The sequence below is a fragment of the Nocardia sp. NPDC050697 genome (genome assembly GCF_040654395.1).
Taxonomy (GTDB): Bacteria; Actinomycetota; Actinomycetes; order Mycobacteriales; family Mycobacteriaceae; genus Nocardia.
Genome location: NZ_JBFAHY010000005.1, coordinates 223,717 through 239,914 on the forward strand (window position 1 = coordinate 223,717; position 16,198 = coordinate 239,914).

Annotated in this window: 17 protein-coding genes; 4 read left to right on the plus strand and 13 right to left on the minus strand. The window is 72.2% G+C overall.

From position 1 onward, the window contains the following. Positions 1-45: 45 nt before the first annotated feature. The 3 genes from AB0H71_RS19650 to AB0H71_RS19660 are packed head-to-tail and all read left to right on the plus strand — an operon-like array spanning position 46 to position 2,361. The gene (locus AB0H71_RS19650; protein ID WP_357022541.1) at positions 46-882 is read left to right on the plus strand and encodes an acyl-CoA thioesterase domain-containing protein; all 837 of its coding nucleotides are present in this window, start codon (positions 46-48) and stop codon (positions 880-882) included. Between the two features lie 29 nt (positions 883-911). After that, positions 912-1,982 (plus strand): dihydrodipicolinate reductase, encoded by a 1,071-nt coding sequence (locus AB0H71_RS19655; RefSeq protein ID WP_357022544.1) that lies wholly within the window; start codon positions 912-914, stop codon positions 1,980-1,982. A gap of 43 nt (positions 1,983-2,025) precedes the next feature. After that, positions 2,026-2,361, plus strand: a complete 336-nt coding sequence (locus tag AB0H71_RS19660; RefSeq protein ID WP_357022547.1) for a hypothetical protein — start codon at positions 2,026-2,028, stop codon at positions 2,359-2,361. A gap of 4 nt (positions 2,362-2,365) precedes the next feature. Here the strand turns inward: AB0H71_RS19660 and AB0H71_RS19665 are convergent, their stop codons facing one another. Beyond that, positions 2,366-2,878, minus strand: a complete 513-nt coding sequence (locus AB0H71_RS19665) for a hypothetical protein (protein WP_357023287.1) — start codon at positions 2,876-2,878, stop codon at positions 2,366-2,368. 177 nt (positions 2,879-3,055) lie between these two features. Here AB0H71_RS19665 and AB0H71_RS19670 point away from each other — a divergent pair, with 177 nt between their 5' ends. Further along, entirely contained in the window at positions 3,056-3,607 is a 552-nt protein-coding gene (locus AB0H71_RS19670; protein ID WP_357022550.1) for a carboxymuconolactone decarboxylase family protein, read from the plus strand. Positions 3,608-3,656: 49 nt separating this feature from the next. Here the strand turns inward: AB0H71_RS19670 and AB0H71_RS19675 are convergent, their stop codons facing one another. The 12 genes from AB0H71_RS19675 to AB0H71_RS19730 form a co-directional block, all read right to left on the minus strand. Next, positions 3,657-4,832 carry an acyl-CoA dehydrogenase family protein gene (locus tag AB0H71_RS19675; protein ID WP_357022552.1) on the minus strand — a complete coding sequence of 392 codons (1,176 nt, stop codon included), beginning with the start codon at positions 4,830-4,832 and terminating at the stop codon, positions 3,657-3,659. After that, positions 4,816-5,814, minus strand: coding sequence for an acyl-CoA dehydrogenase family protein (locus AB0H71_RS19680; RefSeq protein WP_357022555.1), 999 nt, complete (start codon positions 5,812-5,814; stop codon positions 4,816-4,818). Before AB0H71_RS19680 ends, AB0H71_RS19675 begins: the two co-directional genes overlap by 17 nt. A 99-nt stretch (positions 5,815-5,913) precedes the next feature. Continuing rightward, the gene (locus tag AB0H71_RS19685; protein ID WP_357022558.1) at positions 5,914-6,381 is read right to left on the minus strand and encodes a MarR family transcriptional regulator; all 468 of its coding nucleotides are present in this window, start codon (positions 6,379-6,381) and stop codon (positions 5,914-5,916) included. Positions 6,382-6,491: 110 nt separating this feature from the next. Then, positions 6,492-7,325 (minus strand): mycofactocin-coupled SDR family oxidoreductase, encoded by an 834-nt coding sequence (locus AB0H71_RS19690; protein ID WP_357022561.1) that lies wholly within the window; start codon positions 7,323-7,325, stop codon positions 6,492-6,494. A gap of 25 nt (positions 7,326-7,350) precedes the next feature. Next, positions 7,351-8,631, minus strand: coding sequence for a cytochrome P450 (locus tag AB0H71_RS19695; RefSeq protein WP_357022564.1), 1,281 nt, complete (start codon positions 8,629-8,631; stop codon positions 7,351-7,353). A 91-nt stretch (positions 8,632-8,722) separates the two neighbouring features. Continuing rightward, a complete protein-coding gene (locus AB0H71_RS19700) occupies positions 8,723-9,376 on the minus strand; it encodes a hypothetical protein (protein ID WP_357022567.1) in 654 nt (217 codons plus the stop codon). A gap of 11 nt (positions 9,377-9,387) precedes the next feature. Next, a complete protein-coding gene (locus tag AB0H71_RS19705; RefSeq protein WP_357022569.1) occupies positions 9,388-10,662 on the minus strand; it encodes an MlaD family protein in 1,275 nt (424 codons plus the stop codon). Beyond that, positions 10,659-11,765: an MlaD family protein gene (locus AB0H71_RS19710; protein ID WP_357022572.1), complete on the minus strand. Its 1,107-nt coding sequence runs from the start codon at positions 11,763-11,765 to the stop codon at positions 10,659-10,661. Before AB0H71_RS19710 ends, AB0H71_RS19705 begins: the two co-directional genes overlap by 4 nt. Next, a complete protein-coding gene (locus tag AB0H71_RS19715; protein ID WP_357022575.1) occupies positions 11,762-12,865 on the minus strand; it encodes an MCE family protein in 1,104 nt (367 codons plus the stop codon). Before AB0H71_RS19715 ends, AB0H71_RS19710 begins: the two co-directional genes overlap by 4 nt. Continuing rightward, complete coding sequence (locus AB0H71_RS19720; protein ID WP_357022577.1) at positions 12,862-13,890, minus strand: MCE family protein; 1,029 nt, start codon at positions 13,888-13,890, stop codon at positions 12,862-12,864. Before AB0H71_RS19720 ends, AB0H71_RS19715 begins: the two co-directional genes overlap by 4 nt. Continuing rightward, positions 13,887-14,933, minus strand: coding sequence for an MlaD family protein (locus AB0H71_RS19725; RefSeq protein ID WP_357022579.1), 1,047 nt, complete (start codon positions 14,931-14,933; stop codon positions 13,887-13,889). Before AB0H71_RS19725 ends, AB0H71_RS19720 begins: the two co-directional genes overlap by 4 nt. Further along, on the minus strand, positions 14,930-16,195 hold the full coding sequence (locus tag AB0H71_RS19730) for an MCE family protein (protein WP_357022582.1): 1,266 nt from the start codon (positions 16,193-16,195) through the stop codon (positions 14,930-14,932). The genes AB0H71_RS19725 and AB0H71_RS19730 overlap by 4 nt, the downstream gene beginning before the upstream one ends. Positions 16,196-16,198 lie beyond the last annotated feature (3 nt).

Sequence of the window (16,198 nt, forward strand, 5' to 3'; positions counted from 1 at the left end):
GGAGAATTACATTCTCCCAGGCTGGTAGTTCGTTTACAATTTAGTATGCCTGACCTGTGGGGAGATCTGCTCGAGTGCCTCGACCTGCGTCAGCGGCCGACCACGCCACCCGGTGACCGCGGCAGGCGCCGCGAGACCCTGACCGTCTACGAGGGCCCGAGCCTGCCGCTCGACCACGGCTGGCTCTACGGCGGCCAGGTGCTCGCGCAGATCGTGCGCGCGGCCCAGCTCGCCTGCCCGGCCAAGGCGGTGAAGTCGCTGCACACGCTCTTCGCGCACGAGGGCAAGGGCGACGCCCCGGTCTACTACATCGTGCAGCGCCAGCAGGAGGGCCGCTCCTTCGCCGCGCTCACCGTGACCGCCAGGCAGAAGCGCGACGTGGTCGCCACCGCCATGGTCTCGCTGCACCTGCCCGAGGACGGCCCGGCCCACCAGACCGCCCCCGAACTCCCGGAACTCCCCGGCCCCGGCCACCGGATCGCCATGCCGCTGCTGCCGTGGGAGACCAGGGCCACCGCGGACCTCGACGACCCCGGCGCCGCCCAGCCCGACTACGACGTCTGGATGCGCACCCCCGCCGCGCCGCCGGAGCTGCACCCGGCGCTGGCCGCCTACGCCACCGACCTCTTCCCGATCGGCACCGCGCTGCGCCCGCTCGGCGGGGTGAGCCAGGCGGGCAACGGCACCGACTTCACCTCGGCGCCGATCACGCACTCGCTCTGGTTCCACCGCGCGCTGCGCGCCGACGACTGGCTGCTGCTGCGGCACCACAGCCCGCTGGTGGCGCACGGCCGCTGCTACGGCCGCGGCGACGTCTTCACCGGCGACGGCGCGATGGTCGCCTCCTTCGCGCAGGAGGGGCTGCTCCGCTTCCGGCCCTGACCCGCGCCACCCGATCGAACGGAACCACCATGGCCACCGAACCGCTCCTGCCAACCCCGGCCGTCACCCACCGGGTGGCGCAGTGGGCCACCGGCAATGTCGGCGCGCACGCGCTGCGCGCCGTGCTCGAGCACCCGCACCTCGCGCTCTGCGGCGTGCTGGTGCACGACCGGGCCAAGGCGGGGCTGGACGCGGCCGAGCTCTGCGGCGCGGGGCGGCCCACCGGCATCACCGCGACCACCGAGATCGCCGAGCTCCTCGCGCTCGCCCCGGACTGCGTGCTCTACATGCCGCGGCTCTTCGACCCGGACGAGGTGTGCGCGCTGCTGGTGGCCGGGATCGACGTGGTCACCACGCACGGCGAGCTGCGGCACCCGGAGAGCATGGATCCCGAGGTCTGCGCCCGGATCGAGGCGGCCTGCTGGTTCGGCGGCGCCTCGGTGCTGAGCACCGGGGTCGCGCCCGGCTTCGTCACCGAGACGCTGCCGGTGGCGCTCAGCTCGCTGCAGCGCCGGGTGAGCCGGATCGCCATCGAGGAGAGCGTGCGGCTGGCCACGCACGGCGCCGACCGGCTGGTGCTGGAGGCCATGGGGTTCGGCGGGGCGGCGCGGGAGTTCGAGCCGGAGCGGCTGGCGCACGCGCGCCGGCTGCACGCCCCCTCGCTGCGGCTGCTCGCCGAGGCGCTGCGGCTGCCGCTGGACACCGTCGCGGTGCGCGGCGAGCACGCCCGCGCCGCACGCGACACCGCGCTGGCCGGCACCGTGATCCCGGCCGGAACCGTCGCGGCGCAGCGCATCACCGTCACCGGCGTCGCGGGCGGCCGCGACCTGCTCGAGTACCGCTCCACCTGGTACTGCACCGCCGAGCTCGCCCCGGCCTGGCCGGTGCGGGAGACCGGCTGGCACGTCGCCGTGGAGGGCGAGACCCCGGTCGAGCTCTCGCTGCGCTACCCGGTGCGGCCGGAGCGGCTGGCGGCGATCTCGCCGCGCTACGCCGCCAATCGCGCGGTGAACGCCGTCGCCTACCTGCGGGCAGCGCCGCCCGGCATCCGCACCACGGGTGACCTGCCGCCGATCGTCGCCGAGCTCGGCGGACCGTGACAAAAACTCGCCTTACCGAAATTGAGAATGCTATTCTCATAGCATGATCCGGATGCCCCTCTCGATCGGCAGCGGCCGGCTGCCGGACCCCGCCGCCGATCGGCGCGGCGCCCCGCGCAGCGGCGACGTCCGGCCCCTGCGCCCGCGGCCGGTGCGGCAGCCCGCACCGCTGGACCGGCCGATCCGGATGCGCGTGCGCGACGTGCTCGACTTCTTCGAGAAGTGCCCGGAGTGCGGCTATCCGGCGCAGGCCGCCGCGATCGAGCGCGACATGGCGAGTGGAAGCACCGAGGTGGTCGTGCGCCCGAGCTGCGGGCTGCCCTGCGGCTGGCAGGGCGAGCCGCGCACCACGGTAACCGGCGCCAAGCTCGCGTCCTGACGGCTCAGCCCACCGGCACCAGGTCGGTGCCGCCCCACGCGCCGGTGAGCAGCAGCTCCCCGCTGCGGAAGACCTCGGAGTACTCGATATCGGCACCCCGCAGCCCCGCCGCCGCCAGCGCGCAGCCCTTGAAGGCGCGCGCCGCGACGCTGAGCCGGTGATGCACCGTGCCGAGCCGGGCATCCAGCTCGGCCGGGAGCTCCTCGCCCCAGACCGCGACCTCGATCAGCCCGTTGTCCAGGCAGTCCAGCACGCCCCGGCGCACCCGCGGGTCGGCGTCGAAGAGCTCCGGCGCCACCGCGACCGCGTGCGGCCAGGTGTCGTGCACGGTGCTGTCCAGCGAGGTCTCCAGATCCAGCACGGTGGCGCCGAGGATCTCCAGCGGCCGCGCGTCGGCGGTGTCGGCCAGCACGACGGTCACCTCCCAGCCCGCCATGGTGCGGTCGCACAGCCAGCCACCCGCGTACCGCACCACGTCGGCGGCGGTCGGCGCGACCACCGCGAGGCGGTAGCGCAGCAGGTGCTTGCGGGAGTGGGCCCGCCGGCCCGTAGCGGAATCGGAGGTGTGAGCAGCCATGATCGTCCGTTCTGCGCGTCGCTCTCTTTTGTGGAAAGTATATTCTCACTTTGGGAGAACCCATATGCGGAATCGGCACAATCCGTTGCCGATCCTCGAATCCGACAGGAGACCGTCATGGCTCTGACCCCCCTTCCGGGCGATCAGTGGAACGAGGAGGTCGACAAGGCCCTCTCCCGCATGCTGCCGAGGGAACGCCGCAACCCCGAGGGCGCGGGGAACGCGCTCTCGGTGCTGGTCCGGCATCCGGACCTGACCCGGGCCTTCCTCGGCTTCAATGTGCACCTGCTCTTCAACTCCACGATCGAGCCGCGGGAGCGCGAGCTGATCATCCTGCGGGTGGCGCACCGGCGCGAGTGCACCTACGAGTGGCTGCACCACGTCGCCATGGGCAAGGAGGTCGGGCTCACCGATGCCGAGGTGGCGGCGGCCGGGCGCACCGGCGAGGCCCCCGACCCCTTCGACCGGCTGCTGCTCGAGGCCGTCGACGAACTGGACGACAAGTCGGTGCTCTCCGCGCAGACCTGGGACGCGCTCGGCGCGCGCTTCGACGACCGCCAGCGCATGGACTTCGTCTTCACCGTCGGCTGCTACACCACGCTGGCGCTGGCCTTCAACACCTTCGGCATCTCCCCCGACCCCACCGCCGGGTACGAGGGCAAGCGCTGACGACAGCGGCGCGGACCCGGCATCCGGGTCCGCGCCGCGTGTGCGCGATTCAGGCGCGGGGCAACCCGAGCACCCGCTGCGCGATGATATTGCGCTGGATCTCCGAGGTGCCGCCCGCGATGGTGCCGGCGAAGCTGCGCAGGTAGCGCTCGAACCAGCCGCACCAGAAGTTCTCCAGGTTCAGCGGGCTCGGTGGCGAGCTGATCGCCGGGGAGGCGAGGGCGCCGGTGCCGACCGCGGTGAGCGCGTGCTCGGTGGCGGTCTGCACCGCCTCCGAGCCGAGCACCTTGAGCACCGAGAGCGCGGGGACGTCCTGCTCGTCGCGGGCCTCCCTGGCCAGCGCGGCCGAGCCGAGCAGCCGCAGCGCGTAGCTGTCCATGACCAGCCCGGCGTAGGCGTCGCGGTCGAAGACGGTCTGCGGGCGGAAGTCGGCGAGCAGGTCCTGCATGCGGTCGGCGTAGCCGAGCCAGAGCAGGGTGCGCTCGTGGCCGAGCGAGCCGTTGGCCACCGTCCAGCCGCCGTTCTCCGGGCCGACCCGGTTGGCGACCGGCACCCGGACGCCCTCGAAGTAGACCTCGTTGAAGTCCAGGTCGTCGGGCTCGCAGGCCGAGGGGAAGGGGCGGCGGGTGACGCCGGGGGCGTCGGTGGGGATCAGCAGCACGCTGATGCCCTTGTGCTTGGGCGCGGCGGGGTCGGTGCGGACGAAGGTGAGCAGGACGTCGGCGTCGTGCGCGCCGGAGGTCCAGACCTTCTGCCCGTCCACCACGTAGTGGTCGCCGTCGCGGACGGCCCTGGTGCGCAACCCCGCCAGGTCCGAGCCGGCGCCGGGCTCGCTCATGCCGAGCGCGGCGGTGATCTCCGCGCGCAGGATCGGCACCGCCCACTCCCGCTTCTGCTCCTCGGTGCCGAAGGAGAGCAGCGAGGCCGCGATGATGCCGACGCCCTGCGGATTGAACGAGTGGTAGATCCGCCGCTTGGAGAGCTCCTCCAGGTGCACGTACTGCTGCAACACGGAGGCGTTGCGCCCGCCGAACTCGGGCGGGTTGGCGGGCAGCAGCCAGCCGCTGTCGAAGAGCAGCCGCTGCCAGCGCCGCGCCCACTCCGGCACGTGCGCACTGGATTTGGAGCGCTCGGTGGCCTCGGCCGCGCTCGGCTGGTTCTTGCTCAGGAACTCCACGAACTCGGCGCGGAACGCCTCGACCTCGGGATCAAACGAGAGTTGCACGGTACTCCTCGGCCACGTGCGCCCGGTGCTCGGCCGCGCCGCCGAGCAGCAGCTCGCCGGTCTTGGCCCGCTTGAGCGCGAATTGCAGATCGTTCTCCCAGGTGAAGCCCATGGCGCCGAAGAGCTGGACGCCGTGCCGGAACACCACCGACTGGCACTCCCCCGCCGCCGCCTTCGCCATCGACGCCGCGAGCCCGCGCCGCGGGTCGTCCTCGGCCAGGCAGAGCGCGGCGAAGAAGCCGAGCGCCTTCGCCCGCTCGATGGCGATGTGCATGTCGGCGGCCTTGTGCTGCACCGCCTGGAACGACCCGATGACGGTGTCGAACTGCTTGCGCGTGCGCACGTGCTCCAGCACCAGGTCCAGGATGCGGCGGCAGGCGCCGACGGTGTGCAGCGCGAGCCCGGTGAGCGCGTGCTGCCTGGCCCGCGGGACATCCGCGGTGCTGCGGTCGGCGTCGGTGAGCCGGACCCCGTCGAAGGTGACCTCGGCCAGATGCAGCACCGGGTCGAAGACCGAGGTGCGGCGGGCACTCACCGCCTCGGCCGGAACCACGAAGACGCCGGCGCCGGTGACCACCGCGAGCCGCTCGGCCCGGTCGCCGTCGAGGACGTGGTGCGCGGTGCCGGTGAGCCGCCAGCCGGTGCCGTCCGGCGCTGCGGTCACACCGTCGTAGACGGCGGCGCCGGGGCGGTCCAGCTTGCCGATGCCGGGCACCAGCGGCGCGAACTGCGACATGGTGGCGAGGAACGGGGTGGGGTCGGTGGCCCGGCCCAGCTCCTCGAAGAGGATGCCGAGCTCCACCGTCTCGCCCGGCTCGGTCAGCTCGGTCCAGCCGAGGCCGACGTAGGTCTCCCAGAGCGGGGCGGGATCGGCCCCCCGGTCGACGATGTCCCTGATGAGCGCGGGCGGGCACTCCTTCGCCGCGACGTCACGCACCGTCTCGCGCAACAGCCGCTGGTCGGAGTCGAACTCGAACAGCATCTCGGCCTGCCTCCTCGCCGTACCTCTCGATGAGAACTAGATTCTCATATTCAAGAGTTACCATTTCGCGGCGCCGAAAGCCAGGCGGGGCTGAGTGGTTCAGCCGCGGTCGGCGGCGGCGCGCTCGGTGCCGCGCTCCAGGGCCCCGTTCAGCGTCTCGACGAAGGCCAGCAGGGTGGTCAGGGTTTCCTCGTCGTCCGGGAGGCTCTGGCCGATGGCACCGAAGAGCGGGGCGACGGCGACGTCGGCGCGGACCGCGACCAACTCCACCCGCACCCGGCGGCGGTCCTCGGAGTCCCGGCTGCGCCGCACGTACCCGGCTTTCTCCAGCCGGTCGATGACGGTGGTGACGGCACCGCCCCTGGTGATGCCGAGGCGGTCGGCGAGCTGGCCCGGGGTGAGCGGGCCGGCCATGCTCAGCATGTTCAGCGCGCTCAGGTCGGTGACGGTGATGCCGAGCCGGGCCGCGACGGCGGAGTGGAACACCACCGTCCTGGTGGCCTGGGCGCGCAGCGCGTCGCGCAGGGCGCGGGCCGTGTCCGATCGGGTGTCCTTCGCCGCGGGCATGGTCGTGTCCTTCCGCCGATCTCTCCGGGATGGAGAGACTCTCGATCCGAGAGTAGCGCGGAGTTCACCGGGGTGCGCCCCGCGGCGGGCACACCCCGTACTCCACTGGGCTACTTCAGCATCGAGCCCGCGTCGACCGGCAGCGGGACGCCGGTGATGAACCGCGCCTCGTCCGAGACCAGGTAGAGCACCGCGTTGCTGACGTCCTCCGCGTCCACCCACGGGGTGGGCAGGGTGTGGAACATCTGGCAGATCGGCTTCATGTCGTCCGGGCCCGGGTTCTCCAGGTCCGGGCGGAACAGCTTGAAGGTGCCCTCGTTGAGCAGCATGTCGGTGCTGACGTGCGTCGGGTGCACCGAGTTGCAGCGGATGTTCTGGTGCCCAAGCTCCACCGCGAAGGTGCGCATGAGCCCGACCACGCCGTGCTTGGCGGCGACGTAGTGCCCCACGTTCGGGTACGCCTTGAGCCCGCCCACCGAGCTGGTCAGCACGATGGAGCCGCTGCCGTTCGCCTGCAGGTGCGGGATGCCGGCCTTCACGCTCTTCCAGACACCGGTCAGGTTGACCCCGATCATGTCTTCCCAGAAGTCTTCCCGCATCTCCACCAGCGCGCCGCCCTCGTTGGCGAGCCCCGCGTTGGCGATGATGATGTCCAGTTTGCCCAGCTGCTCGACGCCGCTGTCCAGCCCGGCCTTGACCGCCTCGAAGTCGCGGACGTCCGCCTCGATGGTGACCACCCGCCTGCCCTGCGCCTTCACCAGGTCGGCGGTCTCCGCGAGATCCTCCGGGGTGGGCATGGGGAACGGCACGTTGTCCAGCTGCTTGCAGACATCGAGCGCGATGATGTCGGCGCCCTCCTGGGCCAGCCGGACCGCGTGGCTGCGACCCTGGCCGCGCGCCGCGCCGGTGATGAAGGCGACCTTGCCGTCGACCCGTCCGGTCATCGTGAACCTCTCTCCGTTGTGTCGTTCAGGGGTTGGGGGTGAAGGTGATATGCAGGTTGCTCAAGCCACGCAGGATGAAGGTGGGCTCGTAGTCGTAGCGGCGCTCGCCGGCCGGGCCGTGGCGCTCCTCGTCGATCCTGATGTCGAGCATCCGATCCAGGATCCGCTCGATCGAGACCCGGCCCTCGACCCGCGCCAGCGGGCCGCCGGGGCAGGAGTGCACGCCGCGGCCGAAGGCCATGTGCTCGCGGAAGTTCTTGCGGTCCAGCCGGAACTCGTGCGGGTTCTCGAAGCGGCGCGGGTCGCGGTTGGCGGCGCCGGGGCAGAACATGACGGTCGAGCCGACCGGGATCTCCACCTCGCCGATCTGGGTGGCGCGCTTGGCCAGCCGGAACCCGGATTTCACCGGGGAGTCCATGCGCAGCGTCTCCTCGATGAAGTTCGGGATCAGGCTGCGGTCGTCGCGCAGCGCCTGCTGCACCTCGGGGTGGTCGCCGAGCACCCGCATGGCGGCGCTCAGCAGCTTGGCGGTGGTCTCCTGGCCGGCGGCGAAGAGGAAGGTGGCCGAGCGCACGACGTCGATCACCTCGGGGGTGGAGCCGTCCGGGTACTTGGCCTGGGCCAGCGAGGTGAGGACGTCGTCGCGCGGGTTCTCCCTGCGGTCCGTGATGTACTGCACGAACTTGTCGTCCAGCCACTCCAGCGGGTTCGAGGCGACGATCTCGCTCTTCAGCGAGCCCACCTGGGAGCCGGGGCGCTCGGCGCCGAGCACCACCCGGAACTGCTGGTGGTCCTCCTCCGGCACGCCGAGCATGTCGGCGACGACCAGCAGCGAGAACGGCTTGGCGTACTCGGCCAGGAACTCGGACTTCCCCTCGGAGAGGAACTCGTCCAGCTGCTGGTCGGCCAGCCGCCACATGAACGCCTCGTTCTCCTTGAGGCGGGCCGGGGTGAGCAGCCGGTTCAGCACCGAGCGGGCGTAGGTGTGCTGCGGCGGGTCCATGGTGACCATGTGCTCGAACATCGGGAGCTGCGAGCGGTGCTGCTCGATCAGCTCGGTGATGTCCTCGCCCTCGATCTGGAACGGCAGCGGCGGGAACGGGCCGCCGACGGCGATGGCCGAGGAGAAGAGCTGCTCGGTGTCGCGCAGGACCTCGGTGGCCTCCTCGTACCCGGTGACGGCGTAGACGCCGAACGTCGGCTCCTGCTTGACCGGGCACTGGGCGCGCAGGTGGTCGAAGTAGGGGTGCGGATCCGGCACCAGGCTCGGATCGGTGAAGTAGTCGACGGTGTCGAAGTCGGTCATGGGTAGCTCCTCGGAAACAATGATATCTCAGGTGGAGAATTTCGTTCTCGCTTAAGCGCGAGAGATTTCCCGGCTCGCCGGGCGGGGTGCGTCAGGGCAGGTAGACGCGGCTGGCGAGCCAGCGGCCGTCGACCAGCTGCATGGTCATCTCGACCCTGCTGCGGTCGACCCTCGGGTCCGCGGAGGCGGCGTTGGTGACGGTCTGGTCGATGAAGAGCAGGACGTCGACCTCGGTCTCGGTCGCCGACTTGACCGCGGCGTCCAGGACCGTGCCCTTGCCGGTCGCCTTGTTCTCCAGGAGGAGCTGGCGGAGCTGGCCGCTCGAGCGCGTGTACATGTCGCGGAACTCGCCGGTGGAGCCGTCGAGTACCGCCGTGAAGCCGGCGTCCAGGTTGTTGGAGTCGACGCTGGTCAGCGTGACGGCGTAGGTCTTCGCCGCCTCCAGCGCGGCGGCGGCGGCCGCGTCGACATCGCGCTCGTCGCGCAGCTGGACGCCGAAGACGATGGCCGCCGTGATCGCGGCGATCGCGATCAGCGCCGTGACCGGCAGGGCCGCTTTGCGCGCGATGCGCAGCCATTGCTCGCCGCGACTCTCGCCGCCACCTTCGGTGGCATTCTCGACCGGTTTGCCGCCGGAGGGATCGGCGGGCTTCTCGGCGGCAGCCGACGGCTGCGAAACGTCGGCGGCAGGACTTTCGACCTCGCCCTCCGGCCGGGCGTCAACGGCGGTGTCGGTGTCACTCATGGTGGTTCCTCTCAGCGTTGCGGGGCCGGGGGCGGGGGTGGGAGCGGGGGGCCCGCGAAGGTGAGCGGGAGCGAGAGCGGGCCGATGGGGGTGGGGGTGGCCTGGCGGTCGGCCGGCTCGCCGGGCGGCGGGGCGCCGGGAATCTCGGTGCCGGGCGGGCGCGGGGCGTTGCGGGCGCCGCGGATCAGCACCGAGGGGTCGTTGTCCTGGCAGTAGGTGTAGAGGTAGGGCTCGGGGAAGTCGGGCAGCGAGGGCGGGCGGCGCGGCAGGTCGTAGTCGCAGGCGTAGCGCGGATAGAGGTTGACCAGCCCCCAGACGCCGCCGTCGTGGAAGGCGACGGCGATGGCGTCCAGCGTCGAGCCGGCCCGCTCGGTCGGGAAGAAGAACTCCCGGAAGGCGGGCACCCGCGGCCCGGTGGTGTCGGCGACCACGCCGAGGTTGCCGACCAGCGCGGCGGCGTTCGGCGAGTTCTGCGCCAGCAGCGCGTCCAGCGCGCGCAGCGTGCCAGGGGCGGCGCCGAGCAGCTCGACGTACCCGCCGGACTTGGCCTCGGCCCCGCTCAGCACCGCGTTGGCGTCGGCGGCGAAATCGCCGAGCCCGGGCGCGAGGTCGCTGACGGTGCCGAGCACCTGCCTGCTGTCCCGGATGAGCGAGACCGTCTGCGGCAGCACCGAATCCAGGGTCGAGGCGAGGAAGATCCCGCTGTCGAGCAGGTCGGCCAGTTTCTCCGGCCCCTCCGGCCCGACCCCGAGCTCGTCCACCACGGCCGCCAGCCGCGCCGGATCCACCTGCGCCAGCGTGGAGTCGAGCTGCGAGAGCGTCTTCCAGAGCGGGGTCGGGGTGCTGGTGCGCTCGACGGCGATCTCCGCGCCGTCGGCGAGGTAGGGCCCGCCGTCGTGCTCCGGCCGGAAGTCCAGGTACTGCTCCCCCGCCAGCGAGAGGCTCGCCACCCGCACCGCGCCGTCGGCGGGCACCGCGCTCGCCGCGTCGATCACCGCGGTGGCGACCAGCCCGTCCCCGGTGAGCCGCACCGACTCGACCGTGCCGATCGGCACCCCCCGCAGCGTGACGTTCTGCCCGGCGAGCAGCCCGCCGGAGTCGGCCAGATGCACCCGGACCCGCATGGTCTCCGCCGCCGGGTTCACCCCGAGCGAGCCGAACACCAGGTACCCGACCCCGACGACCAGGGTCAGCGCCAGCGCCACCGCGGAGACCGCGGAGCGCCGCGCCCGCACCGCGCCGACGGTACCGACCAGCAGCCGGGCCGGCCGCTCCAGCGCGCTCACCGCGCACCCCCGGTGATCCGGCCCTGCAGTTTCAGCAGGGTGTAGGTGAGGGTGCCGATGAAGTTCTGCCAGTCCCGCTGGTCCGGCAGCCTGCTCTCCGGGTCGCCCGGGTGGTTGACGTCGGGCAGCGCGCCGATGGCGAGATCCTGCCAGTCCGCGTCGGTGCTGGCCGAGGTGCTCACGGTGACCGCCATGACCGGGCCGAGCAGCGCGTTCATCGCCGCCACGCTGGCGTCCGGGTTGGTGGCGGCCGAGTTCAGCTGCGCGGCGATGGTGTTGATGTCGGCGACCATGCCGGTGGTCTGCTCGCCGTTCACCCCGGGGAAGCGGCCGATCTGCGCGGTGATCCGCTCCACCTCGTCGACCAGGGTGAGTGCCTGGTCGGAGTTGGCGCGCAGGGTGTCCAGCGCCGGGCCCGCGGCCGCGATGACATCGTTCACGGTGCCCTGCTGCTCGTCGATCCGGCGGGCCAGCTGGTCCACCTCGGCGAGCGTGGTGCGGATGTCGTCGGAGCGGGCGGAGAGCGCCTGCACCACCCGGGTGGAGCGGTCGATGAGCTCGGCCATCCGGTCGCCGCGCTCGCCGACCGCGTTGCCGAGGCCGTTCACGATGGTGGTGAGGTTGCGGATGGCGCCGCCGTTCACCAGCAGCGAGGCGGTGGTGAGCAGCTCCTCGATGGTGGTGGCGGCGGAGGTGTGGTCCAGCGCGATGCTGTCGCCGTCGGCCAGCGCCGGGGTGGCGGTGGTGGCCTCGGCGGGCGGGGTGAGCGAGACGAAGACGTCGCCGAGCGGGGTGGCGGTGCGCAGCTCGGCCCTGGTGCCGAGCGGCAGCCGCACCCCCCGCTGGATGGTCAGGGTGACCACGGCGGTGTAGTCGCGCACCGCCATGGCGGAGACCTCGCCCACATCCGCGCCGGAGAGCCGCACCTTCGCCTTGGCGGGCAGGTTCAGCGCGTTCGCGAAGCTCGCGCGCACGGTGTAGTTGTCGCCACCGGAGCCCGGCGCGGGCAGCGGCAGGTCACCGAGCCCGACCGCGCAGCCGGTGCTCGTGGCCAGCGCCGCCATCGCGAGCGCGGCGGCGCGGGCGGCCCGCCCGGCGCTCATCGCGGCATCCTGGACATGGCGTCGAGCATGTCGGTGATCCCGAAGTCGGGGCCGAAGTCCTGCAATGTTCCGGTGGCGCAGCCCAATTGGCGCAGCCCGAGGATATTGCAGACCTCCTTGACCAGCTGCCCGTCGAAGAACACCTTGTCCAGCAGGGCGTGCACGCGCACGCCGCGGTACTGGAAGTCGACCGCGTTGTAGGCGTTGTTCAGCAGCAGCGGGGTGACGTCGATGAACTCGCCGAGCTCGTTCCGGTAGTCGGCGAGCGCCTTGGTCACCGTGGCGCCGTTGGCGAGGGTGGATTGCAGTACGCCCGCGTTCTCGGTGAGCAGCGCGTCGGTCTGCCGCATGATGTCGGTGATCTGCGCGCCGGTGCTGCCGGTGCCGATATTCAGATCGGCCACCACATCGCCGAGTTGCCCGGTGGCGGTGCCGAACTGGCGGATGGTGTCCTCGTTGGCGGCCGCGGCGCGGAGCAGCTGGGAGAGCTGGTCGACCAGCTTCGTCAGGGTGTCGCGGGTCTGCTCACCGCCGTCCGCGCCGAGCCGCAGCGCGGTGGCGAGCTGGTCCAGGGTCTGCCGCAGCTCGGGGCCGCTCTCGGTGGAGATGGCGGCGGAGACGCTGAGCAACCGGGCGACCGGGCCGTCCCCCGGCTGCTCGCCCTGCAACTCGCCCGCCATCCGCTCGGCGGCGCCGAGCAGCCGGTCGAACTCCACCGGGGTGCGGGTGCGCTCGGGGCCGAGCCGGGCGCCGTCGGCCAGCCTCGGCCCGCCCCGGTAGGCGGGGGTGAACTCGACGTGCCGGTCGGTGAGCACCGAGGTGGAGAGCGTGACGGCGCGGGCATCGGCCGGGATGTCGACATCGCCGTCCAGCTCCATCGTCACCTCGACGTGCGTGCCGCGCGGCTCGACCGAGGTCACCGTGCCCACCGGCATGCCGAGCACCGCCACGGCATTGCCGGGATACAGCCCGGCGCCGTTGTCGAACTGCGCGGTCACCGCGATGGTGTCGTCCGGGACGACGGCGCTGCCCGCGCAGCCGGCCAGCGCGCCGATCGCCAGCACCACGCCCGCCCGGACCAGGACTCGCTTCGCTCTCACTGGCAGTCCTCGTGGTAGGGGGCGAGCCCGGCGCCCTCGGCGCGGCCGCCGAGCGCGCACATCCAGGAGTCGATGAGCGGCCCGGCCGGTGCGGTGAAGTCGACCTCGTTGGCGGTGCCGGAGGCATTGGCGAAATTGCGGATGGGGATCGGCAGGATCTCCAGGGTGTTGCGGAGCAGCGCGTCGTTGCGCGCCAGGCTGCCGAGCAGCTCGTCCAGCCCGGCGATCAGGGTGTCGACGGCGGGGCGGTCGCGCACCACCAGGGTGCGCACCTGGTCGGCCAGCCTGCGGGTGGCGTCCATGAGCCGCAGCACCGCGTCCCGGCGGGCCACGATCTCGGTGAGCAGGTCGCGGCCCTGGGTCATGATGGCGGCGAGGTTCGCCTGCTGGTCGGTGACGACGCCGGTGAGCTGCTGGCTCGCGGCGAGCAGCGCGCTCAGCTCGGTGCGGCGGTCGCCGATGATGGTGGCGAGCGCGCGGATGTTCGAGAGCATCGCGGGCAGCACCGCCGGCACGCCCTGGAGCTGGGCGGCGAGGGTGTTCAGCGAGGTGCCGATCTGCCCGGCGTCGATGCTGTCGAAGGTGACGGTGGCATTGTCCAGCGCGGTCTGCAGGTCGTAGGGGACCTCGGTGCGCTCCAGCGGAATCCGGTGGCCGGGCAGCGCGCCGTCGCCCGCGGGCCGCAGCTCGATGTAGCGGGCGCCGAGCAGCGTGGTGAGCTTGATGGCGGCGCCGGTGCCGGTGCCGAGCGGCACCCCGGAGTCGATCGCGAGCGTCACCAGCACCCGGTCCCCCGCCAGCTCGGTGGCGTCGACGGTGCCGACCGGCACCCCGGCCAGGGTCACCTGATCACCGGTGCTGATCCCGGCCGCCTGCGCGAACTCCGCCTCGTAGCGGGTGGTCCCGATGCCGATCCGGCTCCAGCCCACCGCGGCGGCCAGCACCGCGAGCAGCACCGCGACCGCGATCACCCCGAGCACGCCGCGCCGGTGCTCCTCCAGCGGCTTCCACTGTGTCCTGCTCATCCGCCATTCCTGCAGATCGGGGAGTACTTGGCTTGACCGCCGGGCGTCGCCAGGTCGACCACGGTCGGCACCAGCGAGGAGAGCGCGGGCAGGATGGTGACGCCGAAGTTGCACAGGTAGGTGTTCAGGTACGGCCCCTCCTGGCTCACCCTGGCCAGCCCCTTGAGCAACCCGGGCAGGTTGAAGCCGAGGTAGGCGAAGTTCTCCTTGTTCTCGGCGAAGTGCCGGGTGAAGCCGGGCTCCCGATTCAGCATGGACTCCAGCTCCGGCTGGATGCCGTCCATGGTGTCGGCGAGCCCGCCGGTGGTGATCGCGGCCTGGTCCAGCGCGCCGAGCAGCTCGTCGCGGTGCCTGGCCAGCCCGTCCACGATGGCCCGCGACTGCCCGATCAGCGTGCCGACCTGGCCGGTTTGCAGCGCCAGGTTGCCGACGACCTTGTTCAGGTTGCCGATCACCGCGCCGAGCACCTGGTCCGGCCCGGCCAGCGACTCGGCCAGCCCGGAGACCTGCTCCACCAGCAGCACCAGCGAGGTGCGGTCGCCCTGCAGCGCCTTGATCAGCGCGCCGGTCACATTGTCGACCTGCGCCGGGTCCAGCCCGCCGAAGAGCGGCTCGAAGCCGTTGAGCAGCCCGGAGATATCGAAGGAGGGCTCGGTGTGCTCGACCGGGATCTCCGCGCCGGGCGCCAGCGCCGAGCCGTCGCCGAAGTCGGCGAGCGCGAGCCCGAGGTAGCGCTGCCCGATGACGTTCTGGTACGTGATGGCGGCCTTGGTATTGCCGTAGAGCGTCTGGTCGTTCTCCACCCGGAACCGCACCCTGGCGCGCACGCCGTCCAGCTCGATGCCGTCCACCCGGCCCACCCTGACCCCGGCCATCCGCACGTCGTCGCCGACCCGCAACCCGCTGACGTCGGTGAAGACCGCCGAGTAGTCCTCGGTGTCGCCGTTGATCCCGCGATCCAGGGTGACGAAGGTGACCCAGATGAGCGCCACCGCGACGGCGACGAAGAGGCTGACCCCGATCAGCGGGCGGCGGTAGCTCATCGTTCGCCCCCGGCCGGGAACGGGCCGTCGGCCACCAGCGGCGCCAGCAGTGATTCGGCGCCGGTCGGGTTGCCTTCGAGTGCCCGCTCGATCAGGTCCCTGATCTCCGGGGGCAGCTCGGGCGCGGCGGGCTGGTTGGCCGGGTCGAGCGCGGCGGGCACCGGCTCGATCGGGATGTCGCCGGGGGCGGTGCTACAGCTCGGCGCCGCGAGCTCGCCGTAGCGCGGGCAGTCGGCCCTGGTGTAGGGGGTGTGCGGGGTGAAGCGGAACTGGAACTTGCCGCGCCCGCGCGGGCTGCCGGCATTCCAGAACTCGGAGAACCAGAGCTCCGAGAGGCGCTTGATGCGGACCACGATCGGGCCGAAGGCCGGGGAGCCCTCGGCGAAGACGTCGATCACCGGCCCCATCTTCTCCGTGACGTCGACGAGCTGATCGGTCTGCCGGTCCAGCGAACCGGCGAGCGTGCCGAAGGTGGTGTTGCCCGCGCCGAGCAACCCGGCCAGCTGCGCGTCCTGCTCGGCCAGCGTGCGCATGGGCAGCACCGCGTGGTGCAGGGCGTCGAGGAGGTCGGGGGCGGAGGCGTTCAGCCCGCGCACCGCGTCGGCCACCATGCCGAGCGTGGGCGGGCCGCCGTCCGGGGTGAGCAGCGCGTCGAACTCGGTGGTGATCCGCTCCAGCTGGGCGCCGGCCGCCACCAGGTCGGCGCCGCGGCGGTCGGTCGCGCGGGCCACCGCGGCCAGCACGCCGACGGTATTGCCGGTGCCGATCCTGGCGGTGCTGGCGATGATCTCGCGCAGCTTGGTCAGCGCGGTCTGCAGCTGCACGGTGGAGAGGCTGGTGTCCTGGCGGATCTCGGTCGCCGCGCTCAGCGCCGGGCCCGGCCCGTTGTCGACCAGCTGCACCGAGGAGACCGCGAAGACGTTGCTCGGCACCACCCTCGCCGTCACCGTGCGCGGAATAGCCTGCGCGGCAACGGGGTCGAGTTGCAGCAGCACCCTGTTCCCCGCGCCGCCGGTGGCCGGGGTGACGCCGGCGACGATGCCGACCAGCATGCCGCGGAACTTCACGTCCGAGCGGGTGGGCAGCCCGTCGCCGAGCTGCGCCAGCACCGCCGTCACCTCGAGCTTCTCGTCGAAGCGGCCGGTGGATTTGAGCAGCAGCAGCGTCACCACCAGCGCGGTGGCCAGCACCAGCACCAGCCCGCGCAGCAGCAGCGCGGTGCCCGACGGCCCGCGCCCGTCCTTCTCGAACAGCACCGACATGGG